Here is a 24,583-nt window from a genome sequence, read left to right as displayed (position 1 = left end):
TTCTCTCCTGCGTTGAACGAACAAAGCCCCCGGGGGCACCAGGGGCTTCATGACTGCCGGGAACATCGGCGCGTGTCAGCGGCCCGACTTCAGCTCGGTCCACAGACGCGTCTGCAGACGCTGGATTTCGGGCGGCAGCGGCTTGAGCAGGAACAGCGTCTTCACGACGTCGGCCGGCGGATAGACGGCCGGGTCGTTCGCGACGTCGGGCCGCACGTACTTGCGGGCCTCTGCGTTGGCGCTCGGGTAGTACACCGCGTTCGTGATCGCCGCGTGCACCTTCGGATCCTCGATGTAGTTGATCCACTGCAGCGCGGCATCCTTGTTCTTCGCATCCTTCGGGATCGCCATCACGTCGAACCACACCGGCGCGCCGCCCTTCGGAATGTAGTACTCGACCTTGTACGGCTTCTTCGCCTCGATCGCGCGATGCTTCGCGATCACGACGTCACCCGACCAGCCGAACGCGAAGCAGATGTCGCCGCCGACCAGGTCGTTGATGTAGCCCGACGAGTTGAATTGCGTGATGTACGGGCGGATCTTCTTCAGCACTTCCATCGCAGCCTTGTAGTCGGCCGGGTTCGTGCTCATCGGATCCTTGCCGATGTAGTGCAGCGTCGCCGCGAACATCTGGTCGGGCGCGTCGAGCACCGACACGCCGCAGGTCTTCAGCTTCGAGATGTTTTCCGGCTTGAACAGGATGTCCCAGTTGTCGAGCGGCACCTTGCCGAGCGCCTGCTGCGCCTTCGTCAGGTTGTACGCGAGACCGGTCGTGCCGTACGCCCAGGGCACCGAGTACTTGTTGCCCGGGTCCGCGCCGGCGACGAGCGCCATCAGTTGCGGATCGAGATACTTGAGGTTCGGCAGCTTCGACTTGTCGAGCGGCGCGAAGATGCCGGCGGCGATCTGCTTGCCCGCGTAGTTGCTGGTCGGCACGACGATGTCGTAGCCCGAGCTGCCCGTCAGCAGCTTCGCCTGCAGCGTGTCGTCGCTGTCGTAGTTGTCGTAGCGGACCTTGACGCCGGCCTGCTTCTCGAAGTTCGGGATCGTGTCCTTCGCAATGTAGTCCGACCAGTTATAGACATTGAGCTGCGTATCCTTCGCCGCTGCCGCCGATGCACCCACGCACAGCGCGAGCGCTGCGAACCGGCCCACTACCTTTGCTTTCATCCCGTTCTCCCTACGGCCGGACCGTGTGTCCGGCTGCCGTCTGCCTCGTCATGACGGCGCATTCTGGCGCGCCGCCCCTCGAAAACCCCGAAAACTACCATCATTCGCGCCCCGTCACAAAAAAATCATGCCGGTGTCGCGCAAACGGAACAGATTACCGCCGCCGGCCAGGCTGGCCGCCCGTGCGGCGGGGCGTTCCCGGGGAATTCTATCGGGTAATCGGCGGCTGTCCACCGGGAAAAACGGGCGGCGGCGCACCCGCGTCCGCCGGCCGGACGCGAACCGCCTGGCGCGCTGTGCCCGAACCCGCCGCACTGTCACGCCGCTGCACCGGTACGGCATGCCGGCCGCCCCCGTCCGACCGTCCGGCCGCGATGCATTAAAATGGCGGCTGACGATTCAACTGCGTGAACCCTTCCGATGGCCTCCAATCTCCACGACCTGCCCGACAGCCCCTGCATCGGCGTGTGCTCGACCCTCTTCGACGAAGTCTGCAAGGGCTGCGGCCGCACGGCCGCCGAAGTGTCGAACTGGGTGTTCCTGAGCGACGACGAAAAGCGCGCGGTGTGGGAGCGCATCTCGCGCGAAGGCACCGCGATGCGCTTCCAGTACGACAAGCTGTAAATCCACCGCCGCCGCGCATAAAAAAAGCGGCATGCCGACCGACATGCCGCCAACCCCAACTCTGTTCTTTTCCCTTCGCGTCTAGAACTTCATCCCGACGCCCACGCCGACGATCAGCGGATCGATGTGCAGCGTGCCGATGCCCTTGTCGCCCAGCGTCGCATCGGTGCTCATCCAGATCTTCTTCACATCGACGTTCATGAAAATCTTCTTCGTCACCTGCACGTCCACGCCGAACTGCAGCGCGGGGCCGAAGCTGCTCTTGTTGATCGACACGCCCTGCCCGCCGACGTTGAGCCCGTTGTTGTAGAAGTACGTGTAGTTCACGCCCGCGCCGACGTACGGACGCACCTTGCCGGCATGATTGAAGTGGTACTGCAGCAGCAGCGTCGGCGGCAGCACGCCCACGCCGCCGAGATTGCCGACGCTCGACGTCAGCTGGTGCCGCGACGTACCCAGGATCAGCTCGACGCCGAGGTAGTCGCGGATCATGTACGTGAAGTCGAGCTCGGGCACGATCGCGTTGTTCACCCCGACGTTGAGCGCACCCAGCGTGTCGCTCGCGCGTTCGTTCGGCTGGATGCTGATCGCGCGCAGCCGGACCAGGACGTCGCCCTGGTTGATGCCGTCGCCCGGCGAGGCTGCGTGCGACAGCGAAGGCATCGCGGCGAAAGCGGCAGCAACGGCCGCAGCGGTGACACAAGTTCGAATCGTTTTATGCATGGTACGGACCCCCAAAGAATGGTTTCCATTCTCCCTGTAGGGTCTTTTCTTTATCTTGATATTCGTCAAGCCAGCGTAAACGTGGGGCGGTTTGCCGCAGGCTCCGTCGCACAGCCCGTCAGCAGCAGGTCGAGCAAATCGCGCACGCTGCGGATCGCACGGCCGAACGGCAACGCTTCGCGGCCGCGGAAGAACAGCCCGTTCGCCACGTCGCCGCGCAGCGCGGCCGCGAGCCGCGTATCGATGCAGAAATGGCCGAACTTCTCGATGCCGTCGCGCAAGCCGCATACGCTCAGGCATTCGAGCGCGGTCGGGCAACGCTGTTTCAGCGCACCGAGCTTGGTGCGGATGCGCGTCTCGTTGCGCAGGTAACGATCGAGCCACGGCGTCTTCACCGCGCGCGCGGGCAACCCGGTCACGCTGACGAAGTCGACGATGTCCTCGGGCGTCGCGTCGGCCAGCACGCGCTTGAAGTGCGGATGCGCGTCGCCCTCTTCCGTCACCGCGAACGGCGTCCCCACCTGCACGCCGTTCGCGCCGGCGTCGAACGCCGCGCGCACCGTGTCGTGGCTGTTGATCCCGCCCGCAACGATCAGCGGGATCGTTTCGCGCGCGAGGCCGAGCGACGCCATCACCTGGGCGGTCTCGTCGAGCACGCGCGCGAAATCGAAGCGAGGGTCGTGCATGTCGTCGATCTGCGTGACGCCGAGATGGCCGCCCGCATGCGCCGGATGCTCGATCACGATCGCGTCGGGCAGGCGCCCCTTCTTCATCCATTTCTTCAGCACGAGCGCGATCCCGCGGCTATCCGACAGGATCGGAATCAGCGCGATGTCGTGCCCTTGCGTGAGATCGGGCAGATCGAGTGGCAGGCCCGCGCCCATCACGATCGCGTCCGCCCCCTCGTCGCACGCGACCCGCACGTAGTCGGCATGCGCGCTCACGGCCTTCATCACGTTGACCGCGATCATCCCGCGCCCTTCGCTGTAGGTCTTCGCGAGGCGGATCTCGCGTGCGAGCGCCTCGAGGTTCGCGGCCTCGAGCGTCGCGCGATCGGGTTGCGCGCGACAACGCGCGAGCAGGTCCGCATGATGGTGGCGCAGGTCGATGCTCGCGATCGTGCCGACCGCGCCTTCTCGCGCGACGCTGCCCGCCAGCCGGTGCGCGGAGATGCCGACGCCCATGCCGCCCTGCACGACGGGCAACAAGGTGCGGCCGCGAATCGTCAGCGGCGGAAAGGAAGTGCGTACGGTCATCTGAAACCTCGTCGGAACATCGGAACCGCGATGATCGACGATCCACCGACGCGCACCTTGACGACCGTCAATAAAAAACGGCACGCGAGCGTGCCGTTTTCATGTCATGTCGTGAGAAACGCTCAGGCCGGCTTCGCGGGCTTCAACTGCATCGACTTGTACTCGAGATATTCTTCGAGCCCGTACACGCCGTTCTCGCGGCCGTGTCCCGACTGCTTGTAGCCGCCGAACGGCGCGGCCATGTTCCATGCGCCGCCGTTGATGTCGACCTGCCCGGTGCGGATGCGGCGCGCGATGCCCATCGCGCGTTCATCGCTGCCGGCCCATACCGCGCCGCCGAGCCCGTACGGCGAATCGTTCGCGATGCGCACGGCCTCGTCTTCATCGCGATACGTGATGATCGACAGCACCGGCCCGAAGATTTCTTCCTGCGCGATCGTCGATTTCGGATCGACGCGGCCGAACACGGTCGGCTTCACGAAGAAGCCTTTATCCAGCCCTTCCGGCAGGCCCGTGCCTCCCGTCACGAGTTCGGCGCCTTCGTCGATCCCGCGCTGGATGTAGTCCTGCACGCGCTGCTGCTGCACGGCCGATGCCAGCGCGCCGAGGCGCGTCGCATCCTGCCGCGGATCGCCGGCGACGTAGGTTTCGGCCGCCGCCTTCGCGATCTCACGCGCTTCGTCGTAGCGCGCTTCCGGCACCAGCATGCGCGTGTGCGCCGAGCAGGTCTGCCCCGCGTTCAGGTAGCACGCGTTGACCGTGCCCTTCACCGCCGTCGCGAAATCGGCATCGTCGAGGATCACCGACGCCGACTTGCCGCCCAGCTCGAGCGCGACGCGCTTGACGCCCGCGGCCGCCAGCTCGGCCACGCGCTTGCCGGCGCGCGTCGAGCCCGTGAACGACACCATGTCGACATCCGGATCGGTGGCCAGCACTTCACCGACGACCGGGCCATAGCCGCACACGAGGTTGAACACGCCGGCCGGCAGCCCGGCTGCGTGAATCGCTTCGGCGAGCATGAACGCGTTGAGCGGCGCGACTTCGGACGGCTTCAGGACGACCGTGCAGCCGGCCGCGAGCGCCGGCGCAACTTTCAGCGTGATCTGGTTGAGCGGATAGTTCCACGGCGTGATCGCCGCGACGACGCCGACCGGCTCGCGCACGACGAGCGAGTTGCCGACCTGTGCCTCGAATTCGAACGACTCGGCGAGCTTCGCATACGCCTTCCAGTTGTAGATCGGGCCGCCGACCTGGATCGCGCGCGACAGCTTGATCGGCATCCCGACTTCGCCGGTGATCGACTGCGCGAGTTCCTCGCTGCGCGCCTGCAGATGCTCGACGATCTTGCGCAGGTAGCCTGCGCGCGTCGCGGGCGGCGTGGCCGCCCACGCGTCGAAGGCTGCGCGCGCCGCGCGGATCGCGTCCTGCGCGTCGGACGCGACACCTTCCGGAATCCGGCCGATCACGGCCTCGGTGCCCGAGTCGATCACGTCGATCGTGCCGGTGCCGGCCGGTTTGCGCCACGCGCCGTCGATATAGAACTGGTCGTAGATTTTCATCGCTTTCCGCCTCCAGGAAAGCCGACATTCTAGCGAGCGTTTCCGTCCGCCGGTGTGACCCGGCGTGACGATTGACAGCCATTCGAAAGGTCTTTAGCCTCGGCGCCTCATTCATCATAAGAAAGGAGAATGCCTTGAGCATCCTGACCAAAATCGAGGGCGGCTATCTTCAGGTATTGCGCGTGATCGTGCTGTTGTTCGCGACCGCAGTCCTGATCGGCGGGGTCATATTCGGCGCGGTCGCACTCGATGCGCGCCTGTCGAAACCGCCGAAGGTCGATTCGGCCATCCAGGTCGATCCCGCATCGTTCGCGTGGGAGAACGATGCGCCCGTCAAGGCCACGCCGGCCGCCGGCGGCGCCGCAGCCAAGGACGACGATGCGTCGCCCGCGCTGCGCCTGTCGACGCAACTGTCGGGCATCGTGCAGAAGCACGGCCGCGCGGCCCTGTCGCCGGACTACGCGGTCGATCGCGACGCATACGAGCCGTCGTTCCAGCGCGTGCTCGGCGACGACGACCATCCGGACGTCGCGTACTACGAGCAGCAGATCGCGTATCTCGACAAGGTGCTGTCGCGCCCGGACGTCGCGGCCAGCGTCAAGAAGAAGGTCACCGCTCACGGCGACGAATATGCGCGCGAGCAGGCGTACACCGACGTCGTGTCGACGGTCATGCGCGACTTCTCCGAGCGCTACGACGCACGCCGCACCGCGATCGACGACGAAAAGAAGGCCGCGGAAGAAACCGCTGCCGAGAACGGCCAGACCGCGCGCTACGCGGGCGTCGCCGCGCTCGTCGCGCTGTATTCGTTCGTGTCGCTCGCGGTGCTGATCATCCTGATCCGCGTCGAGCGCAGCATCCGCTCGATCGCGCGCGCCACGCACACGACGACCTGAGTTCACTCACCGGCAGCCGGGCTCGCGGGCCGGGCGGCGGCGGGCCCAGCAACGGGCCCGCCTCACGGTGCCGACGGCCGTTCCCCGGCCGCCTCATCCCGCGCCGCGCCTCACGCGCTTGCGCACTTTCCGTTCCCGCTGCCCCCTCACTTCGCCGTCGGCGATCCTCGCCGGCGCGGCGTCCGTTTCACCACGGCCATGTCAGCATCCGCCCGGGTGCGCGGTCGGGCCCGCATCGTGCTATGTTTTTATTATCGGCACCGGCCCAATGCAACCGGCGCCGCCCGGAATCGACGTATTTCGTGAGCGCTGCCATGTCCGACGCACCCCATATCCTCGGCTCGCAAGATCGCCTGGAACTGCTTTGCTGGCTCACCTGCGGCAATCTCGGCGCGTTTTACCTCAACGAATCGTGGCCGGACGCCACGTTCCAGGTCCAGGCCGCGCACCGCTGGCTCGACCGCCATCGTCGTCAGGCCGACTGGCTGGCCGTTGCCAAGCTCGCGGCGCTCGCGCAGGACATCGCAAAGCGGCATGCCGGGTTCGTCGATGCGTCATGGGCGCGCGACGCGGTCGAGGAAATCGTCGATACCGACGATCTCGACTATCGGGCGAAACTCGTGCAATGGGTCTACGAAGACTGCTGCAAGGCGCTTGCCGACAAGCGGCTGGCCGATTGAGTCCATACGTGCGGGCCGCGACAGCGCGCGGCCGCCCGTCTTCTCATCGATGATGTGCGCGGGGCGGCCGGAATGGCCTGCGGAAGCGGTACGCATCGCACCGCCCCCCTGCGCCGCCAAGCACCGCGACACTTACAGCAGCGACTTCGCCTGCGTCAGCACCTTGTCGCAGATCTGCTTGGTCACCTGCTGCTTCAGGCCGCCGCCGCTCAGGTCGAGCTTGCTGCCGTTGCCGGCATCGAGCACCCCGCTCGCGCCGCTGGTATAGCCGCTGTCGGACGATGCGTTGCCGCCGAGCTTGCCCATCAGCGCGTCCTTCACCGACGACGCGCCGCCGGACGCCCCGCCGAGATAGTTGTTCTGGATGCAGAACTGCAGCAGGCCGGCGACGTTCCCGGTGCTGCCCGGCATCAGCGACGCACCGCCCCCGCCCGTCAATGCACCGCCGAGGCCGCCGAGATTGCCGAGCGCACCGCCCGCGCTGCCGCCTGCATCGCCACCGCCGCCGACCTGCTTCAGGACATCGCCCAACTGCGCATGCGCCACCGAAAACGGCGCGAGCAATCCGATCAGCGCGCCGGCAACGGTCGCGCGGTATAGACGTGCATTCATATGAAGCCTCCCGGTTGTGATGACATGAGTACCGCGAATCGAATCCAAGGATACGCAATCGACCCGTGCCTGACAGCCTTCGAAGGCGGCCTGAAACGTCAGGCATCGTGATATCGCCGCAATTTGACAAAGCTTGACGGCGAGCCGTGTGCGGAACGTCGGTTTGGCGCAGGCTCGCGATCGCTGCGCCAGGTCGCCGGCGCGCGTGAAGCGGCATAGAATCGTCGTCGCCGGCCGTTCGGACCCTCCGGCCCGATCCCCATCCCGAACCTGAAGGATGCTCGCGTGATGCTTGCCCATCGACTGCTGCTGATCGCCGGCGCATCGGCCGCGCTGCTTTGGGGTTCCGGCACCGCCCGCGCGGCGACGGCGACGGCGACGGCCGCCGCCGCATGCCCGTCGCCTTCGTTCGACCGCTATCCGGCACTCGCTGCGAGCGCGCCGCGCAAGCCGGCCGCGGCACCCCGCCTGACCACCAGGGAAACCCGCCGCTACCGCACCGTCATTCGCGACGAATTCACGCAACCGGCCAATTTTGCCGGCCACTACCGGGTCGCGGTCTGGGGTTGCGGAACGGATTGCCGGAATTTCGCGATCGTCGACAAGTACACGGGCGCGACGTACACGATGCCCGGCGTGCAGGCCATCGCAGGCGTGATGGGCAACGACGAGGAGCGCGTCGATTTCCGTCCCGGCAGCAGGCTGCTGATCGTCGCGGGCTGCTTCAACGACGAATGCGACGACAACAGCGCGAAGGCCGCCCGGTTCTTCTACGCGTGGACCGGCACGCAGTTGCGTCGGATCGGCACCTGTCCGCTGGCGATCGAGCCGCTTCAGTAGCCGACCGATGGATGCGCATGCCGCCGCTCGCCGCGACTTGCGCTATCGTTGCTCCGGTACACCTTGAACGGCGCACCCATCCGCGATGTCCATTCGCCTCAGTTTCGACGACGGGCCCGGCCCCTCGACACCCTTCTTGCTCGATGTTCTGCACGCCGCGTCCTGCCACGCGACCTTCTTCCTGCTCGGCCGGAATCTCGCAGGCGCACTCGACGTCGCGGCAAGAATGGCGAGCGAAGGCCACCTGCTCGGCAATCACACGCATTCGCACGCGAGGCCGGGCGCGCTGGCGAACGATGCACTGATCGACGAGATCGAGACGACCGACGCGCTGATTCGCGAAGCCTATCGTCGAGCCGGCGTTCCAGCGCCGGACACGATTCCATTGCGCCTGCCTTACGGCCTGATGCCGGAGGACAGCCGCGCCGGCGTGCTGGCGCGGCTGCAGCGCGAACACACGGGCTGGACCGCGATACTGGACGACTGGCACCGGCCGGCGCCGTCGCCGCAGGCGCTGTTCGACGCGATGTGCGCGCACGTCGACGCCAGCGCGGCACGGCAACGTGACGTGCTGTTCTGCATGCACGACGGATCGCGGCACGGCGAGGCGCGGCCCCATACGGTCGAAGCGGTACGCCTGTTCCTGAATCGGCCGCGCTGATAAAGCAGCCGGTTAGCGTACCGGCGCCGCACCACCGAGCAACTGCCTCCAGCCGCCGAGAAAGCCGATGCCCGGCCCCAGTGTCCACAGGCCGCGTTGTGCGGCTTCGAGATGGATCAGCGTCTGGTCCGCGCAGAACAGGGCCATCAGCGCATCGCGTCGATCATGCATCCAGTCCGGCACGTCATCGGGCCGCGTCGCGGCATAGGCTTGCAGGCCAGCATCCCAGCGCTGCGCATCGAATACGAAGTGGTCGTCCCTGCCTGCATCGCGCGACAGCGCGAACAACGCAAAAGCCGCTTCGAGCCACTGCGCGCCCTGCCCGACATCGTCGAAATCGAGCACGCCGTTCACCGCGTGCCCCACATACAGCAGGTTGCCCGCGTGATAGTCGCCGTGCAGCCAGTGCACCGCCCCCGTCAGCCAGCGGGCAGCAGCATCGAGATGTGCGCCGATCCAGTGAATCATCGTCTCGTAGTGGCCGCTCAAGTCACCCGGCAACGACGGCGCAGCGCGCGCCGCGACACGTGCGTGGCGCGCAGACAGCCAGGCGAGCGGCGCCGATTCGGTCACGGGTATCGCCGCCATCGCCGCATGCAGATGCGCAAGCGCACGCATCGCATCGATCGCGCCCGCCTCCGCTTCGTCCGGCAGGCCGGGGCGGCCGTCGATATGCTCGAACAGATGCAGCCAGCTTCCGTCGGGCAGTTGCACACCGGACTGTGCTTCAACGGTCGGCCGCAGCTTCGGCAATGCAGGCAGCATCTCGGCCGCACGCGAGCGGCCGAGATGGCCGAGCATCGCCGCCTCGCGATGCACCTGCTCGACCGCCTTGCCGGGCCACGATACGCGCAGCACCGTAGGCCCCGCATCGCACTCGACGAGATACGTTTTGTTAGTATGGCCCGACGCCAGCGCCTGCAGGTGCGCCGGCCCGATGTTCCAGTACCGGTGAAGCCACGGTTCCAGCGTTTTCACGTCACTCCTACTCATTGCATTGACCATGTCAGAGCGTCCCTCGACCCGCATGCGGGACATCAATATCGAATGGCTGACGCGCGCTGCCGAATTCGACCATCTATTCCAGACGCGCTGGCTCGGCGAGCGCTTCTTCCACCTGCCCGGCGACATGCTCGTGCTCCAGGAGCTGATCTGGCGCGAGCGTCCCGACTGCATCGTGCAGACCGGGATCGCGGCGGGCGGCGGCGTCGTATTCTCCGCGTCGATGCTGGAACTGGCCGGCGACAGCGGCCGCGTCGTCGCGATCGAGCCGCGCCTGCGCGACGAGGTCAGGCAGCGCCTGCAATCGCACCGGCTCGCCCACCGGATGACGCTGATCGAAGGCGAATCATGCGCGGCCGACACGCTCGCCTCGGTGCGTGCGCAGATCGATGACGGCGCACGCGTGATGGCGATCCTCGATCTCACGCACACCCACGCGCACGTGCTGCGCGAACTCGAATGCTACGCGCCGCTCGTGACGCCCGGCAGTTACGCGATCGTGATGGACACCATCATGGAGTACCTGCCCGCGTCAATGTTCGACGGCAAGCCGTACGGCAAAGGCAACAACCCGGCCACCGCCGCGCATGAATTCCTCGCTCGCGACAAGCGCTTCGAGGTCGACTACGACATCGAGGACCGCGTCCTCATGACGCTGTCGCCCGGCGGCTTCCTGAAGCGAGTGCGCTGATCAGGCGCGCCGCCTCGGCAGAACCGTCGCGCGACGCGTAGCTCGCGCGGATCCGCGCCGCCTGCTCGCGCAACGTCCCGGGCCGCAGCAGGCGTTCGAGCGCAGCGGCGATGTCGGCCACGCCGGCCTGCTGCAGATCCAGCACGCACCCCGCGCCGGCCCGCTCGACGAAGTGCGCCGAATGGAACTGGTCATTGCAGAACGGCGACAGCAGCATCGGCACGCCGCTCGCAAGCGACTCCATCACCGAATTCGCGCCGCCGTGACTGACGAACGCGTGCGTGCGCTGCAGCAGTGCCAGTTGCGGCACGTAACGCACGGCGACCACGCGCTCGTCATCGGCCGGCAACAGATCCGAATCGACCAGCTCGCCCACCGACAGCACCAGTTGCGCCGACGTCGCGCGCGTCGCCTCGATGACCTTCGCAAACACGTCGGGATGGTAGTAAAGCTGGCTGCCGAGCGACATGTAGACCAATGGACGATCCGCATCGAGGCGTTCCCACGGGAACGGCGTCTCGTCGCCGCGCGGGCCGGACGGCATTGCCGGGCCGACCAGCTCGACACCCGGCGGCGGCGCACCGACCAGCGCGTCGGTCGTGAATGCGAGCGTCAGGTGCGGAGAGAGGATGTCGCATCCGCGAAAACGCGCGTCGAGCCCGTAGCGCGCGAACAGCCGCGTGCGTTCCGGCGTGAGCCATCGCACCGTGCGCAGCAGTTCCGAATCGAGATCGTCCGGCAGCACCGGATTCAGCGAATTCGACATCGAGACCCACGGCAGCCCTTCCAGTTCGGCGGCAATTGCCGCCGCATAGAGCAGCGGATCGATCACGACCACGTCGGGCCGCCAGTCACGCAGCACCGCGCGAATGCCGTCTACTTGCGCGGGCGCGAGATCGATCAGCAGCGTGCGGATCCAGTGCCGCAGCCAGGCCGCGTCGCGAATGTTCGCGGCGAAGCTCGCGCCGCGTGACAGGTCATGGCGCTCGGGCGTCTCGCGCGGCCCGACGAATTCGAAGCCGCCGGCGCCGTCGAGCTGCGCACTGATGTCGGCCGGCGCATAGAACGCGACGTCGCACCCGGCGGTGCGCAGATGCTGGGCCGGGCCGATACACGGATTGACGTGCCCCTTTTCGGGCACCACGCAGAACAGGATGCGTTTCATGAACGATTCAGGTTGGGCGATGCGCGGCATCGAGGTGGTCGAAATGATCGAGGATCAGCGACAGCGTCGTCCACAGCACGCGTTCGGTATCCGCCTGCAGCGTGGGCGCGGCCAGGCCGAGCGTGTCGGCCAGCGCGCGCGTGCGGTCGCGATCGAGCAGCGCCGCGAGATCCATTGCCGGGGCGAGCCGCCCGCGCTTCGGGCCGTGCACGAGACGGTCCGGCAGGTTCAGACGCGCGCCGAGATCGCGCAGGCACTGCTTGTCCGGGTCGGGCGCGATGCTCGTCAGATGCGCGACGACGGCAGCGTCGACGAACGGCGGATGCAGATCGACCGACGCCGCATCGAACAATGCATGGCATAGCGGCAGATAGTTGGCCGACTGATCGCGTCGCAGCACCTGATCCGCGCCGTCGCCGGTGATGGCCACCTCGACGCCGTCCGCGGCCATCGCCTCGGCGAGCAGCAGCTTCGCGACCGGATGCAGGTTGAACATCGGCTCCTCGACCGCATGCGTCGTTCTCGGCAGCGCCGCGACGAAATCGGCCTCGTTCGCGCGCACGATCTTCACGTTCGCCTGCATCTGCGCGGCCAGTTCGAGTGCGGCATCGCGCTCGCAATAGTCCGGCATGTCGGTCACGAGGACATAGGACGTCACGTGCCGCTGCGCGCCGAGTTCGCGCAGCAACGCGAGCAGCAACGCCGAATCGAGCCCGCCGCTCAGCGCCAGCGCGACGCGCTTGCCGCTGTCGAGCGCGCGCTGCAGCGACGCGCGCAGCACGGTTTCCAGATCGGCGCGCTGCGGCTGCCCGGGTGCCGGCTGCACGGTCAGCCCTTGCGGCGAACGGATCAGCGCATGGCCGGGCGGCACCGCGCGCACGTCGCGCAACACGGTGCGGCCGACCAGCCGCTCGCCGCTCAGGTAACCGGCGATGGCCGCCGCGTCCGGCTCGCCTGCCGCTTGCCCCGACGCGTGCAGGACGGCCCGGATGCCGGACGCCGCCGCACCGCTGCGCGGATGGTAGTGAAGCCGGTCGAAGCCGAACAGGTCGCGCGTGCCGACGATCATGGATAACGCGCCTTCAAGGCGTCCACTTCAATGCGTTTGAGGATGCGATGCGGCGCCACCGGCGCGCTGCCGCCCTGGCAATGCAGGCACGCTTCGAGCGGCGCCTCGCGTTGCAGATAGGCAAGCATCGCGTCGAGCATGCCAGCGTCGTCGCACAGCGGCAGGCCGTCGGACTGAAAATCCTTCTCACCCTGGTAGAGCGTATGGAAATGCGCCGGACGCGTGCAGGTGTAGAACATGCCGTCGCGAATCATATGGCAGCGCTCGCGGATCCAGCAATCGTGATAAAGGCGCTGCGCTGCGTCACGATCGGTGCCGGGCTGCGCACGGTTCATCGTCGTGAACACGTCCTGCACTTTCCAGTTCAGGCGCACGTCGAAGCGCGCGGCCTGGCGCTCGATGTGCGCGACCAGGTCGGGCGACAGCGACGGCTTCGGATAGCGCGAGATCGTCAGCGCATCCACCGCCTGCCAGAACGCATCGGTCATCTCGCCGAGCTTCAGGCCGTTCGTCGTGACGGAGACCACGGGCGCGATGCCCGTGGCGCGCACGCGCTGGACGAGTTCGACGAGCGCCGGATGCAGCAGCGGCTCGCCGCCGACCAGCTTGAACATGCGCGGGCGCAGCACCTTCGCGGCGCGGCGCAGATCGGCTTCGATCGACGCGGGGCTTGCATACCACTCGGGCAGCAACGGCGACAGCGAGCAGCATTCCGCGCAGGTCAGGTTGCAGTGATCGACGATGTGCGCTTCGAGCGAGCGCGTCAGCACGCGCCCGTCTTCGACGCGGTAATCGCGATCGAGCGGCGGCGGAAACACATGCTGCCGCTCGGTGGGCGGCGTCGGCTTCGACATCCGGTTCAGATTGGCATTCACTTCAGCGTCCTGCTTCCACACAACGGGAAAAGAAATCGACCAGACGGTCGCGCGCATCCACCATCGCGGCGGCCATCGTCACCGCGCCGTTCAGATGCGATGCAAAGCGCGACGGATCGTCGAGCCAGCCTTGCACGATCCAGAGCTTGAGCGCGTGCTGCAGACACGCGGCATCGACCGCCCAGGCAATGCGCGCGGGATCGACCGGCCGGGTCCGCCGATAGGCCAGCACGAACGCTTCCGCCAGATGCGGCGCCTCCAGCGGCAGATGGTTCAGGCAACGCACCAGTTCGTATTCACGCGGTGCGCCGATCGACGCTTCCCAGTCGAGAATGAGCGGCGGCAGCGTGCCCGTGAACAGATAGTTGAACTGGTTGTAGTCGTTGTGGATCGGGTGCTGCGGATCGTCGGCGGGAAACGCGTCGATGCTGCCCGGATAGTAGCGGTCGAGCAGGCGCAGCGCGAGATCGACGTAGCGGCGCAGGTTGTCGGCGGCGTGGTTCGCGCGTGCGCGATCGAGTGCATCATGCAGGCTGCGGCGCACTGCGTCCGCGTCGATCGCGGTCAGGCGTGCGCGGATCGTGTCGAGCTGCGGCAAGTGAAGCTGCTCGAGCCTCAGATGCAATGCGGCCAGGCTCGCGCCGAGCGCATCCCATTCGGCCGGCGAAAACGTGTCGTAGGTTCTGAACTGCCCGGCTTCCCAGCGCGTCAGCATCGCGTGCGAGCCTTGTCCCGTCCACAGCGGCTCGCCGGACGTCGTGCGTTTCAGCATCTGCGCATGGAATCGGGGATCGCGATGCGTTTCCAGGTGAGCGAGCACGGCGGCCTCCTTGGCCGCACGCGCATGATGTTCGGACGCGTAGAGCTTGACCGCTACACCGCCGTCATCGGTCGGCAGGCGCCACACGCGTTCGCCGACCTGGCGCGGCGGCCCGCTGCGGCCCAGCGCATAGGCATCGCGGATCTCGTCGAAGGTCGCGGCGAGCGAGTCCATTCAGATGTGCTCGGCCGGCCCGTATCGATACGGATGGCCGCTCAGGAACGTGTTGTGCCCGACGTAGCGCACCTTGTACATCGCCGGGCGGAACAGCACCGAAGGCGCGTTGTTCGCGATGCCGAGCAGCGGGTACAGGTCCTGCCGCACGAAGAACGCGTTGTTGCCCATGTCGTCGCAGCAGACGAGTTCATAACCCTTCTGCCGGCCGAGATGGACGAGCGATTCGAGGCTCGCGCCGTAATACGTCGAGCCGTCCCATTCGTGGTCCGGATTGAAGCACATGACCCAGCGCTCGGGCGGCGTGTAGTACGGGTTGTATTCGATCACGACGATACGCGGCTGGAATGCTTGCAAGCCGCGCCAGACCCAGTAGTCGTTGCCGTCGATGTCGATCGACAGCAGGTCGAAGTCGGTTGGCGTGTTGGCATCGGCGAGCAACGTGTCGATCGTGTCGGGCTGGACGCGATCATGGTGCAAGCGAACGCGTTCCGCTCCCGCGTAGTGGGCGGCAAGCTTGCCGAAGCGGTACGCGCTACCTTCCACCAGCACGCCGGACCAATCCCGTTCGCGCAGCAACCGCGCGGTGTTGCTGTTGCGCAGGCCGTCGCTTGCGCCGATATCGACGCAGAAGCGGTTGGTCGGTGCGATCCGCTCCATCAGGCGCGACAGGATGCCTTCCTCGGTGCCCTGTGCATAGAGACTTGGCGCAAGGCCGGATAAATCGAGCGGGAGAGGATGGTCCTGCATCGAGGGGGCGGCTCCTGGTCGGAATTGAGGGTGGTATCCGGAGCGTAATTTACCCGAAGTCGATTGAGGGGAGGAAACGGGAATGTGCGACACCCCCGCGCTTCACCCGCACGGACATGAAAAAGCCCGCATCGACAATACTGTCGATGCGGGCCCGATGCGCTTCTCGCGGCTTCGCGTTGCTATGCGCTCCAGCTTCGTACCACGGCCGGACCGCAACACATGAACGGAAGCGTCAGGACACTTACTCCTGCCCCTGACTCGTCAGGAACTCCTCGTAATTGCCGCCGAAGTCGAACAGCGTGCCATCCGTCCGCACTTCGATGATCCGGTTTGCCAGCCCGCTCACGAACTCGCGGTCGTGCGACACGAAGATCAGCGTGCCTTCGAACTGCTCGAGCGCGATCTGCAGCGACTCGATCGACTCCATGTCCATGTGGTTGGTCGGCTCGTCCATCAGCAGCACGTTGTGGCGGCCGAGCATCAGCTTGCCCCAGATCATGCGGCCCTTCTCGCCGCCCGACAGCACCTTCACCGACTTCTTGATGTCGTCCGACGTGAACAGCAGGCGGCCCAGCGTGCCGCGCACCATCGTTTCGTCGTCGCCGTCCTTGCGGTACTGGTCGATCCAGTCCATCAGCGTGATGTCGTTCGGGAACTCCTCGTACGTGTCCTGCGGCATGTAGCCGACGTTCGCGTTCTCGGACCACTTCACCGTGCCGTGCTCGAGCTCGAGCGCGCCGAGCAGCGAACGCAGCAGCGTCGTCTTGCCCGCGCCGTTCTCGCCGATGATCGCGATCCGCTCGCCCGGCTGAACCGACAGGTTGAAGTTCTGGAAGATCGTGCGCTCGTACTTCTTCGTGATCTCTTCAGCGACCACCGCGACGTTGTGCAGCTTCTTCTCGAACTCGAAACGGATGAACGGGTTCTGGCGCGACGACGGCTTGAATTCCTCGATCTTGATCTTGTCGATCTGCTTCGCGCGGCTGGTCGCCTGACGGGCCTTCGACTTGTTCGCCGAGAAGCGGCGCACGAAGTCCTGCAGTTCCGCGACACGCTCCTTCGCACGCGTGTTCGCCGCGGCCTGGCGCTCGCGCGCCTGTGCCGACGCGAGCATGTAGTCGTCGTAGTTGCCCGGCCAGACCTTCAGCGTGCCGAAGTCCATGTCGGCCATGTGCGTGCACACCGAGTTCAGGAAGTGACGATCGTGCGAGATGATGATCATCGTCGAGTTGTACTCGTTGAGCGTTTGCTCGAGCCAACGAATCGAGTTGATGTCGAGGTTGTTGGTCGGTTCGTCGAGCAGCAGCACGTCCGGCTTCGAGAACAGCGCCTGCGCGAGCAGCACGCGCAGCTTCCAGCCCGGCGCGACGTCGCTCATCGTGCCGTTGTGGAATTTCTCCTCGATGCCGATGCCGAGCAGCAGCGCACCCGCGCGCGCCTCGGCGTCGTAGCCGCCGTATTCGGCGAACTTGCCTTCGAGCTCGGCGGCGTGCATGTAGTCGTCGTCGGTGGCTTCCGGGTTCGCGTAGATCGCGTCACGCTCGGTCATGGCGGCCCACATCTCGGTGTGGCCCATCATCACGACGTCGAGCACGCGCACGTCTTCGTACGCGAACTGGTCCTGGCGCAGCTTGCCGAGACGCACGTTCGGCTCCAGCGCGACGTTGCCGGCGCTCGGCTCGAGGTCACCGCCGAGGATCTTCATGAACGTCGACTTGCCACAGCCGTTCGCGCCGATCAGACCATAGCGGTTGCCCTCGCCGAATTTGACCGAGATATTCTCGAACAAGGGCTTCGGCCCGAATTGCATCGTGATGTTGGCAGTAGAAAGCACGGCAGGTCCCGTTAAAGGATAAATCGACGGAAAACCGTGTATTTTAGCAGGTGTCGGAGAAACTGCCGACCACGCCGTTCCGGCAGCGCATTTCCGGCCCCCTCGGCCTGCCGCCCGGCGGCCCGCCAACACGACGGCACGCGCCCCACCGCCGCCTTACCGGAAGCCCGCATGCTTGCCAGCCAGCTTCGCGAACAACTCGTCGGCGCGTGGCGCCTCGTGTCCTACGAAATCCGCCCGCGCGACGGCAGCGCGGTCACCTATCCGCTCGGCCGCGACGCGCGCGGCTGGATCCTGTACACGCCGGACGGCTACATGTCCGCCCAGCTGATGGCCGCCGGCCGGCCGGCCTACGCGGACGGCGACCTGCAGGGCGGCACCGCCGACGAGCGCGCGGCGGCCGCCGGCGGCTACATTGCGTATTCCGGCCCCTTTCAGGTCGCCGACGACGGCACGCTGACCCACGAAATGGACGTCAGCCTGTTCCCGAACTGGATCGGCAACGTCCAGCAGCGCGCCGTCAGGCTCGACGGCGATCGCCTGCAGCTCGGCACGGCCGCCCCGGTACGGATCGACGGCCGGGAAGTCGATGCCGTGCTGCTCTGGGTGCGCGCGGGCCGCTGATGCCCGTCACTTGCCGGCCTTCGCCGCCGCCCGCTGCGCCGCCTTCGCGTTCATCTGGCCGAACAGCTCCGAACACGGCACGTCGCGGTTGTTGCTCGGCGCGATCAGCGGAATCAGGGCCGCGAACGGGTTGATCAGCCCGAGGCCGACCATCGCGCCGGCACGCAGCGCGAGCGCGCCCGCGTCGACGCCGACGTTCGGGTTCTTGAACGTGCCCTTCGCATACAGCGGCGAGCGCAGCGAGAAGATCCGGAAACCCTTCGTGTGCGGATGGATCTTCAGGTTCAGCGTTTCGTCGCGCAGGCTGATCGGGCCGTCGACGTTGATCAGCGCGTCGTCCGTATCGAGCGCGAACACCTTCGGGTCGAGAATGCCGTTGGTCGCGACGAAGTCGATCGCCGCGCAGTTGATCTTCACGTCGTTGTTGCCGAACAGCTTCTCGTAGACGACGTTCGCGACGTTCAGCCCCGCCGCTTCCATCAGCAGGCGGCTGATGCGGCCGTCCGTCACGAGCGCCTTCACCTCGCCGGTCGACGTCGCGGCCAGCGCGGCCGGCGAGTTGCCGGTCGCCGACAGCGACGCATCGCCGTTGATCTCGCCGAGCGCCGACTGCATGACCTTCTGCGCCGGGAACAACTGCTTGAGCTTCAGGTGCCGCGCCGCCACGGTGAAGCGGCCCTTCAGCGGCGCACCGCTGCCGTCGAGATGCGCGGTCGTCGCGAGCGTGCCGCCCGCGACGCCGAACTGCAGCGGCTCGAGCGACAGCACGCCGTCCGTCATCACGATGTGCGTGTACAGGTTGGTGATCGGCAGGTCCGAACTCTTGACCAGCTTGCGGCCGGTGAACTTGACGTCCGCGTCGAGCGCACGCCAGCGGTCCGTGCGGAACGTCTCGACCGGCAGCACGCGGCCCGACGGCTGTTTCGTCGTGTCGCCGCGCTTGGCCTTGCTCGCGGCCGTATCCGCGCCGATCACCGGCGCGAGGTCGGAGAACTGCAGCAGGTTCGACACGAGTTCGCCCGACAGCTTCGGCCGCGGCTCGCGCTGCTCGTAGACGAGCGTGCCGCCGAGATCGCTGCCGCCGACGCGACCGTTGAAGTTCTCGTAACGGAAGGTGCTGGCCTTGCGCTTGAAGTTGCCGATCAGTCGCCCTTCCGTCGCGTAAGGCGGCGTATCGGGCAGCGTGATGCCGGTCAGCTGGTAAAGGTGCGACATCGACGTGCCCTGCAGCCACAGTCGCAGATCGATGGCCGCGAGATGCATCGGGTCGGTCAGCGTGCCGACGATCGCGAGCCGCGTGTCGCCGGCCTTCACGTCAGCCTGCAACGGGAACGGCCGCGATGCGTCCTGGATCGCGAGCACGCCGCCCAGCTTGCCAGTGCCGCTGATCGGCACGTTCTTGTAGCGGCCGTCGACCTTCAGCCCGAACGCATAGGTCGGGCCGGACGGCTTCGCGGGCGCTGAGACGCTGCTTGCACCCGATGCGGCAGCGGCAGCCGATGCCGAAGAGGTAGCTGAGGAAGACGACGCCGAAGAGGTAGCTGAGGAAGACGACGCCGGCACCACGGCAGACACGGCCGCAGCACCCGTTGCCGACGCCGAACTCACAGCCTGCGCAGCGGACGCACTCGACGCGGCCTCCGCGTTGGCCTTCGCGCTCAATTGCGCGGCGCCATGCTTGCCGACCCGCTGCGCCGATGCCGCGCGCGACGTCTGCTCCTGCTCCTTCAGCACGTCGCCGAGCGGAATCGGCTGCCCGAGCGTATCGATCGCGACGGTCAGGTCGGCCCTCGTGATCGCGTCGCGGTACGTGACGGTGCCCTTCGCGAAGCCGAAGCTGTCGAGCCGCACCTTCCACGGCGACGGCTGCGACGATTGCTTGAACTGGAAGGTCCACGTGTTGCGGCCGTCGGCGAGCCGCTCGAGGTCGACGGCCGGATTCACGACGTCGATCGACGGGATCACGATTTCATGCGCGAGCAGCGGCAGGATCGCGAGATCGAAGTGCGCGGCATCGAGCGTGACGAACTTGGGCATCTTCGCCCAGTCGGGGTTGCCGATCTCGAGCTGCGTGGCCGTGAAGCTCGGCCAGGGCACCCAGGCGCGCCAGCCGGTTTCGCCGTCGGGGCGGCGCCAGCCGACCTTCAGGTCGCCGTTGATCGCGAACGGGCGGCCGAGTGCGGCCGTGACCTGCTCGTTGACCCACGGCTTCGCGCGGTTCCAGTCGAAGATAAAGAGAAAGACGCCGGCCGCCGCGATGAGCACCGCGACGATACCGACGATCCATGCAGCCGATTTGCCGATGGCTCGGGCTAGCGTCATGGCGGTTCCGTTGTTGTTCTGAAATGTTGCCGCACCATGCCGGGCCGCTTGCGTGGACGAACGGCGCACGACACCCGCGGCTTTTCAATCGGTATTATGACGCACGCCATGGTGACGTTTCGGCGCCATTAACGCTTTTTTTCATTTGTGACATGACAGCCCCCACCGGCCTCATCGATGCAGCGCGCATCACGCGGCGCGATGCCAGCAGCGGCAAGACCCTGCTCGCCCCGACCGATTTCAGCCTCGCGGCGGGATCGCGAATTGCTATCACCGGGCCGTCCGGGTCGGGTAAAAGCGTGCTGCTGCGCGCGCTCGCGCTGCTCGACCCGCTCGACGGCGGCCACATCCTGTGGCGCGGCAAACGGATCCGGCGCAATGCGATCCCGCGTTACCGGCGCAGCGTCGCCTATGTGCGTCAGCGCCCCGCGCAGATGGACGGCACCGTCGAATCGCAGCTGCGCTATCCGTATTCGCTCGCGATCTATCGCGACGTTGCGTTCGATCGCGCGCGCGCCGAAGCGCTCGCCGCGCAGGCCGGCCGGGGTCCCGACTTTCTCGACAAGCGCGCGAGCGACCTGTCCGGCGGCGAAGCGCAGATCACCGCGCTGCTGCGCGTGCTGCAGCTCGATCCCGACGTGCTGCTGCTCGACGAGCCGACGTCCGCGCTCGATCCCGAATCGGCGCGCGCGATCGAAGCGCTCGTCGGCGCATGGTTCGACGCGGCGCCCGACGCCCGCGCGTACTTGTGGATCTCGCACGATCCGGCCCAGGCCGCGCGGATCGGCACGATGCGGCTCGTGATGCAGGCCGGCGTGATGCACGTGGCCAACCCGACGGAGGCCGCGCAGTGAGCCCCGCCCTGCAGGACCTGAGCCTCGTCGACGTCGGCATCGCCGCCGCGCTCGTCGCGGTCAACGGCGCGATCTCGATGGCCCTGTCGCTCGGCCTCGGCCGCAAGCTCGCGCTCGCGGCCGTGCGCACCGTCGTGCAGTTGCTCGCGATCGGCTACGTGCTCGGCTGGGTGTTCGGTCATCCTCACTGGTACATCGTGCTGCCGCTCACCGCGCTGATGACGCTGATCGCCGGGTTCGCCGGCGCGGAGCGCGGCAAGCGCACGTATCGCGGCCAGCGCATCGACAGCATCGCGTCGATCTGGTTCAGCAGCTGGTTCGTCGCGGCGGTCGGCCTGTTCGTCGTGATCCGCATCCATCCGTGGTACGCGCCGCAATACGCGATTCCGATCCTCGGGATGATTCTCGGCAATACGCTCACGGGCGTGTCGCTCGGTGTCGAGCGGATGATGGAAGAACTCACGGCGCGCCGCGACCGCGTCGAAACCGCGCTTGCGCTCGGCGCGACACGCTGGGAAGCCGCGCAGGACGCCGCGCGCCAGGCCGTGCGTGCCGGCATGCTGCCGACGCTGAACCAGATGGCCGTCGTCGGCGTCGTGAGCCTGCCGGGGATGATGACGGGTCAGGTGCTGGCCGGCCAGTCGCCGCTGCAGGCCGTGCGCTACCAGATCGTGATCATGTTCCTGATCGCCGCGGCCTCCGCGCTCGGCACGGTCGGCGCGGTGCTGATGACCTATCGCCGGCTGTTCTCGGCGGATCACCGCTTTCTCGCCGCGCGGCTCGAAGAACGCGCGCACTGACACGCGGCCCCATCGCGCGATGCGTTCGCGCGGTTCGCCAGTCAGCGCGCGCTGCGGCGCTTGCCGAGTGCCTGCCGCAACGCGGCTGCGATGTCCGTGTCCGGCGCGAGCCCGTCGACCGACGCGACGAGCCTTACCGCACGCGGTGTCGTCACATAGGCGTGCGCGCTGACATAGCCGCCGCTGCCGGCCGAGCGCGTCGTCACGACGAGCGCCTGCGGCGCACGTGCACCGAGGTCGGCCACGAATGCATCGGTGACCGTACCATCACGCGCATGCAGCGCGCCCGTCACGTAATCGTCGGTATCGAAGCCGGGGGCGGCATGCGCGGTCGAATACACGCGCACCGCGTAGCTGCCGGTCGAGCAGGGTTCGAGCGCGCCGCTCGACACGACCGCCACCTGCTGCCGCGACGGCAGCCCGACTTTCTTCACGAAGCCGCAATCGTCGGCCGCGTGCGCGTGTGCGGCAACGAACGCAATGACGTACAGCAACGCGCGCATTCGGTATTTCATAGGGATGTCGTGACAGGAAGGTGATGATGCGGGCGAGCATGGCGTGACATGCTCATGACGTCATGCGGGTCGCTACGGCCGTCGCACGGCGAACGGCTGCCATGCCGTTGAAGCAGGTCGCGAGAAAGCATGGTGACGGCGACACGAAACGGTCACGTGTCGCCGCGTGGTACCGCAAGTCGAATCCGTTGCGCGCGCACCCGCTCCGACGCCGGCCCGCGCGCACCGTTCAGCGCTTGATCGACACCGTCACCTTCGAGCCATCGCTCATCGTGACGGACTTCGACCCGCCGTTGGTCGGGATCGACACCCACTTCACCTGGCTCACCGACACGACGTCCGGACACTGCAGCGACTTGCCGCCGGCCGTCACGTTGCGCGTGCCTTTCGGCGCGGCCGCCTGGAAGCTCAGCTGCACGTTGGCGACCCCCTTCGCGTCGATCGACGGCGCGAGCCGCACCTGGGTCTGGCGCACCATCGCGCCGTTCTCGTCGCGCGGCAGGTTGTCGGCGTTCGGGCAACCGTCCGGCATCGCGACCGCCCCGCTCGGCGGCACCGACTTCCAGTTGAAGTCGTCCGTCTCGCCCGAGCGGATCTTGCGGGTCTCCTGCGTATTGCCGAAGCTCTTCGAGTCGACCTTGACGGTGTATTCGAGCTGCCCGGTACCGCCGCCCTTCAGGCTGCCCTTGACCGGCGGCGCCGCGAATACGCTCGCGCTGATGCACGCCGCCGCGAACACGACCGACCACGTTGCGGCGACTGACAAGCTGCGTTGGCTCATGCTGACCTCCTTGGTATGCGGCGGCACGCGCGTGCCGCGCGGTTTTCGATGCATGATGCGCTGCCAGTCTACCGCCAAGCGGCATGCAATGCGCCGCAAACGCATCGGGTGTTACCCCGCTTGCGTTCGCGGCGCCGCAACCTTAAACGCGAGGCCGGCTCAGAAGCCGCTCAGCACGAGCTTGCCGATCGAGCGTCCGGCCTCGAGCAGCTGGTGCGCGCGCCGCACGTTCGCCGCGTTGATCGTGCCGAGCTGTTCGCCGACCGTGGTGCGCAGCGTGCCGCCGTCGACGAGCCGGGCGACTTCGCCGAGGATCCGGTGCTGCTCGATCATGTCCGGCGTCTCGAACATGGCGCGCGTGAACATGAATTCCCAATGAAACGCCGCGCTCTTCGCCTTCAGCAGTTCGACCGGCACCGGCTTGTCGTTCTCGACGATCGTGCAAATGCCGCCCTGCGGCCGGATGACCTCCGCAGCGGCAGGAAAGTGACGATCCGTGTCGTTGAAAATCAGCACGTAGTCGACATTCGGATACCCGGCCTCGCGCAGCTGCGCAGGCAGGTCGCCGAAATGGTCGACCACCATATCCGCGCCCAGCGAGCGCACCCACTCGGTCGACGCCGGCCGAGATGCAGTTGCGATCACGTGCAGCTTGCCGAGCGCCTTCGCGAGCTGGATCGCGATCGAACCCACGCCCCCCGCGCCGCCGATGATCAGCACCGACTTGCCGGCGTCCGCGCCCTGCGGCGACACGCGAAGCCGGTCGAACAGCGCTTCCCACGCGGTCAGCGCGGTGAGCGGCAGCGCCGCGGATGCGGCGAAATCGAGCGTGCGCGGCTTCAGCGCGGCGATCCGCTCGTCGACCGTATGGAATTCGCTGTTCGCGCCCGGCCGCGTGATGCTGCCCGCGTAGAACACTTCGTCGCCGGGCCGGAACAGCGTGACATCGGCGCCGACCGCGACCACCGTGCCGGCCGCATCCCAGCCGAGTACGCGCGGCGTGTCCTCGACCTGCGGCTTCGGCGCGCGCACCTTGAAGTCCACCGGGTTCACGGAAATCGCCTCGACCTTCACGAGCAGGTCGCGCGAGCCCGGCACGGGCTGCGGCAGCTCCACGTCGAGCAGCGCTTGCGGGTCGTCGATCGGCAGATAACGGGTCAGTCCAACGGCTTTCATCACGACACTCCTTCAAGGAAACCTGTGGGCCGCGGCGCAGCCCCATGAACGTCATCGTAGGCAACCCGATCATTCGAGAAAAGCGCTATATTTCCTGAAACATTTTC

Annotated in this window: 25 protein-coding genes; 9 read left to right on the top strand and 16 right to left on the bottom strand. The window is 66.9% G+C overall.

All coding sequences use genetic code 11. The features are described from left to right. Positions 1-75: 75 nt before the first annotated feature. Entirely contained in the window at positions 76-1,170 is a 1,095-nt protein-coding gene (locus tag QZM35_RS10930) for a polyamine ABC transporter substrate-binding protein (RefSeq protein ID WP_047900781.1), read from the bottom strand. A gap of 420 nt (positions 1,171-1,590) precedes the next feature. Here QZM35_RS10930 and QZM35_RS10925 point away from each other — a divergent pair, with 420 nt between their 5' ends. Then, positions 1,591-1,794, top strand: a complete 204-nt coding sequence (locus QZM35_RS10925) for a DUF1289 domain-containing protein (RefSeq protein ID WP_010095552.1) — start codon at positions 1,591-1,593, stop codon at positions 1,792-1,794. A gap of 81 nt (positions 1,795-1,875) precedes the next feature. Here QZM35_RS10925 and QZM35_RS10920 read toward each other — a convergent pair whose 3' ends face one another. The 3 genes from QZM35_RS10920 to QZM35_RS10910 form a co-directional block, all read right to left on the bottom strand. Then, a complete protein-coding gene (locus QZM35_RS10920) occupies positions 1,876-2,517 on the bottom strand; it encodes an OmpW family protein (protein WP_089431137.1) in 642 nt (213 codons plus the stop codon). 65 nt (positions 2,518-2,582) lie between these two features. Continuing rightward, positions 2,583-3,773 (bottom strand): nitronate monooxygenase family protein, encoded by a 1,191-nt coding sequence (locus QZM35_RS10915; RefSeq protein ID WP_089425523.1) that lies wholly within the window; start codon positions 3,771-3,773, stop codon positions 2,583-2,585. Positions 3,774-3,895: 122 nt separating this feature from the next. Then, the gene (locus tag QZM35_RS10910; RefSeq protein WP_089425524.1) at positions 3,896-5,332 is read right to left on the bottom strand and encodes an aldehyde dehydrogenase family protein; all 1,437 of its coding nucleotides are present in this window, start codon (positions 5,330-5,332) and stop codon (positions 3,896-3,898) included. 134 nt (positions 5,333-5,466) lie between these two features. Here QZM35_RS10910 and QZM35_RS10905 point away from each other — a divergent pair, with 134 nt between their 5' ends. Both QZM35_RS10905 and QZM35_RS10900 read left to right on the top strand, forming a co-directional pair. Further along, entirely contained in the window at positions 5,467-6,228 is a 762-nt protein-coding gene (locus QZM35_RS10905; RefSeq protein WP_174972780.1) for a hypothetical protein, read from the top strand. A 314-nt stretch (positions 6,229-6,542) separates the two neighbouring features. Next, on the top strand, positions 6,543-6,908 hold the full coding sequence (locus tag QZM35_RS10900) for a hypothetical protein (protein WP_089425526.1): 366 nt from the start codon (positions 6,543-6,545) through the stop codon (positions 6,906-6,908). 132 nt (positions 6,909-7,040) lie between these two features. On the opposite strand, the gene QZM35_RS10895 is transcribed toward QZM35_RS10900, so the two are convergent. Further along, positions 7,041-7,520 (bottom strand): DUF2501 domain-containing protein, encoded by a 480-nt coding sequence (locus tag QZM35_RS10895; protein WP_089425527.1) that lies wholly within the window; start codon positions 7,518-7,520, stop codon positions 7,041-7,043. A 285-nt stretch (positions 7,521-7,805) separates the two neighbouring features. Between QZM35_RS10895 and QZM35_RS10890 the strand changes: the two genes are divergently transcribed. Continuing rightward, on the top strand, positions 7,806-8,360 hold the full coding sequence (locus QZM35_RS10890) for a hypothetical protein (RefSeq protein WP_301775892.1): 555 nt from the start codon (positions 7,806-7,808) through the stop codon (positions 8,358-8,360). An 85-nt stretch (positions 8,361-8,445) separates the two neighbouring features. Continuing rightward, entirely contained in the window at positions 8,446-9,021 is a 576-nt protein-coding gene (locus tag QZM35_RS10885) for a polysaccharide deacetylase family protein (protein ID WP_301775891.1), read from the top strand. 12 nt (positions 9,022-9,033) lie between these two features. Here the strand turns inward: QZM35_RS10885 and QZM35_RS10880 are convergent, their stop codons facing one another. Next, a complete protein-coding gene (locus tag QZM35_RS10880; protein ID WP_301775890.1) occupies positions 9,034-9,999 on the bottom strand; it encodes a phosphotransferase in 966 nt (321 codons plus the stop codon). A 25-nt stretch (positions 10,000-10,024) separates the two neighbouring features. On the opposite strand from QZM35_RS10880, the gene QZM35_RS10875 reads away from it, so the two are divergent. Continuing rightward, the gene (locus QZM35_RS10875) at positions 10,025-10,714 is read left to right on the top strand and encodes a cephalosporin hydroxylase family protein (protein WP_367620780.1); all 690 of its coding nucleotides are present in this window, start codon (positions 10,025-10,027) and stop codon (positions 10,712-10,714) included. On the opposite strand, the gene QZM35_RS10870 is transcribed toward QZM35_RS10875, so the two are convergent. The 6 genes from QZM35_RS10870 to QZM35_RS10845 all read right to left on the bottom strand — a co-directional run bounded on the left by QZM35_RS10870 (position 10,671) and on the right by QZM35_RS10845 (position 17,404). Next, a complete protein-coding gene (locus QZM35_RS10870) occupies positions 10,671-11,879 on the bottom strand; it encodes a glycosyltransferase (protein WP_089425929.1) in 1,209 nt (402 codons plus the stop codon). The genes QZM35_RS10875 and QZM35_RS10870 overlap by 44 nt on opposite strands. Positions 11,880-11,886: 7 nt before the next feature. Further along, positions 11,887-12,948 carry an asparagine synthase-related protein gene (locus QZM35_RS10865; RefSeq protein ID WP_089425532.1) on the bottom strand — a complete coding sequence of 354 codons (1,062 nt, stop codon included), beginning with the start codon at positions 12,946-12,948 and terminating at the stop codon, positions 11,887-11,889. Next, positions 12,945-13,802, bottom strand: coding sequence for a 4Fe-4S cluster-binding domain-containing protein (locus tag QZM35_RS10860; RefSeq protein ID WP_089425930.1), 858 nt, complete (start codon positions 13,800-13,802; stop codon positions 12,945-12,947). Before QZM35_RS10860 ends, QZM35_RS10865 begins: the two co-directional genes overlap by 4 nt. Positions 13,803-13,824: 22 nt before the next feature. Further along, on the bottom strand, positions 13,825-14,817 hold the full coding sequence (locus QZM35_RS10855; RefSeq protein WP_089425533.1) for a phosphotransferase enzyme family protein: 993 nt from the start codon (positions 14,815-14,817) through the stop codon (positions 13,825-13,827). Continuing rightward, positions 14,818-15,567, bottom strand: a complete 750-nt coding sequence (locus QZM35_RS10850) for an FkbM family methyltransferase (RefSeq protein ID WP_089425534.1) — start codon at positions 15,565-15,567, stop codon at positions 14,818-14,820. Between the two features lie 244 nt (positions 15,568-15,811). After that, positions 15,812-17,404, bottom strand: coding sequence for an ABC-F family ATPase (locus QZM35_RS10845; protein ID WP_069248073.1), 1,593 nt, complete (start codon positions 17,402-17,404; stop codon positions 15,812-15,814). Positions 17,405-17,575: 171 nt separating this feature from the next. Here QZM35_RS10845 and QZM35_RS10840 point away from each other — a divergent pair, with 171 nt between their 5' ends. Beyond that, the gene (locus QZM35_RS10840; RefSeq protein WP_089425535.1) at positions 17,576-18,028 is read left to right on the top strand and encodes a lipocalin-like domain-containing protein; all 453 of its coding nucleotides are present in this window, start codon (positions 17,576-17,578) and stop codon (positions 18,026-18,028) included. A 6-nt stretch (positions 18,029-18,034) separates the two neighbouring features. Here QZM35_RS10840 and QZM35_RS10835 read toward each other — a convergent pair whose 3' ends face one another. Further along, positions 18,035-20,350: an AsmA family protein gene (locus tag QZM35_RS10835; RefSeq protein WP_089425536.1), complete on the bottom strand. Its 2,316-nt coding sequence runs from the start codon at positions 20,348-20,350 to the stop codon at positions 18,035-18,037. A gap of 152 nt (positions 20,351-20,502) precedes the next feature. On the opposite strand from QZM35_RS10835, the gene QZM35_RS10830 reads away from it, so the two are divergent. Together QZM35_RS10830 and fetB are read left to right on the top strand one after the other, a co-directional pair. Further along, positions 20,503-21,204, top strand: coding sequence for an ATP-binding cassette domain-containing protein (locus QZM35_RS10830; protein ID WP_089425537.1), 702 nt, complete (start codon positions 20,503-20,505; stop codon positions 21,202-21,204). Next, complete coding sequence (gene fetB / locus QZM35_RS10825; protein ID WP_089425538.1) at positions 21,201-22,004, top strand: iron export ABC transporter permease subunit FetB; 804 nt, start codon at positions 21,201-21,203, stop codon at positions 22,002-22,004. Before QZM35_RS10830 ends, fetB begins: the two co-directional genes overlap by 4 nt. A 41-nt stretch (positions 22,005-22,045) precedes the next feature. Here the strand turns inward: fetB and QZM35_RS10820 are convergent, their stop codons facing one another. The 3 genes from QZM35_RS10820 to QZM35_RS10810 all read right to left on the bottom strand — a co-directional run bounded on the left by QZM35_RS10820 (position 22,046) and on the right by QZM35_RS10810 (position 24,476). Continuing rightward, positions 22,046-22,519 carry a PliI family lysozyme inhibitor of I-type lysozyme gene (locus tag QZM35_RS10820; protein ID WP_089425539.1) on the bottom strand — a complete coding sequence of 158 codons (474 nt, stop codon included), beginning with the start codon at positions 22,517-22,519 and terminating at the stop codon, positions 22,046-22,048. Positions 22,520-22,748: 229 nt separating this feature from the next. Continuing rightward, complete coding sequence (locus tag QZM35_RS10815; RefSeq protein WP_089425931.1) at positions 22,749-23,300, bottom strand: DUF6013 family protein; 552 nt, start codon at positions 23,298-23,300, stop codon at positions 22,749-22,751. Positions 23,301-23,459: 159 nt separating this feature from the next. After that, on the bottom strand, positions 23,460-24,476 hold the full coding sequence (locus tag QZM35_RS10810; protein WP_089425540.1) for a zinc-binding alcohol dehydrogenase family protein: 1,017 nt from the start codon (positions 24,474-24,476) through the stop codon (positions 23,460-23,462). Between the last annotated feature and the right edge of the window lie 107 nt (positions 24,477-24,583).

The organism is Burkholderia sp. AU45274, assembly GCF_030482505.1.
In the GTDB taxonomy this organism is placed as follows: Bacteria; Pseudomonadota; Gammaproteobacteria; order Burkholderiales; family Burkholderiaceae; genus Burkholderia.
The sequence above is the reverse complement of the archived record's forward strand: the minus strand, read 5'-3'. Positions and strand labels throughout refer to the sequence as shown.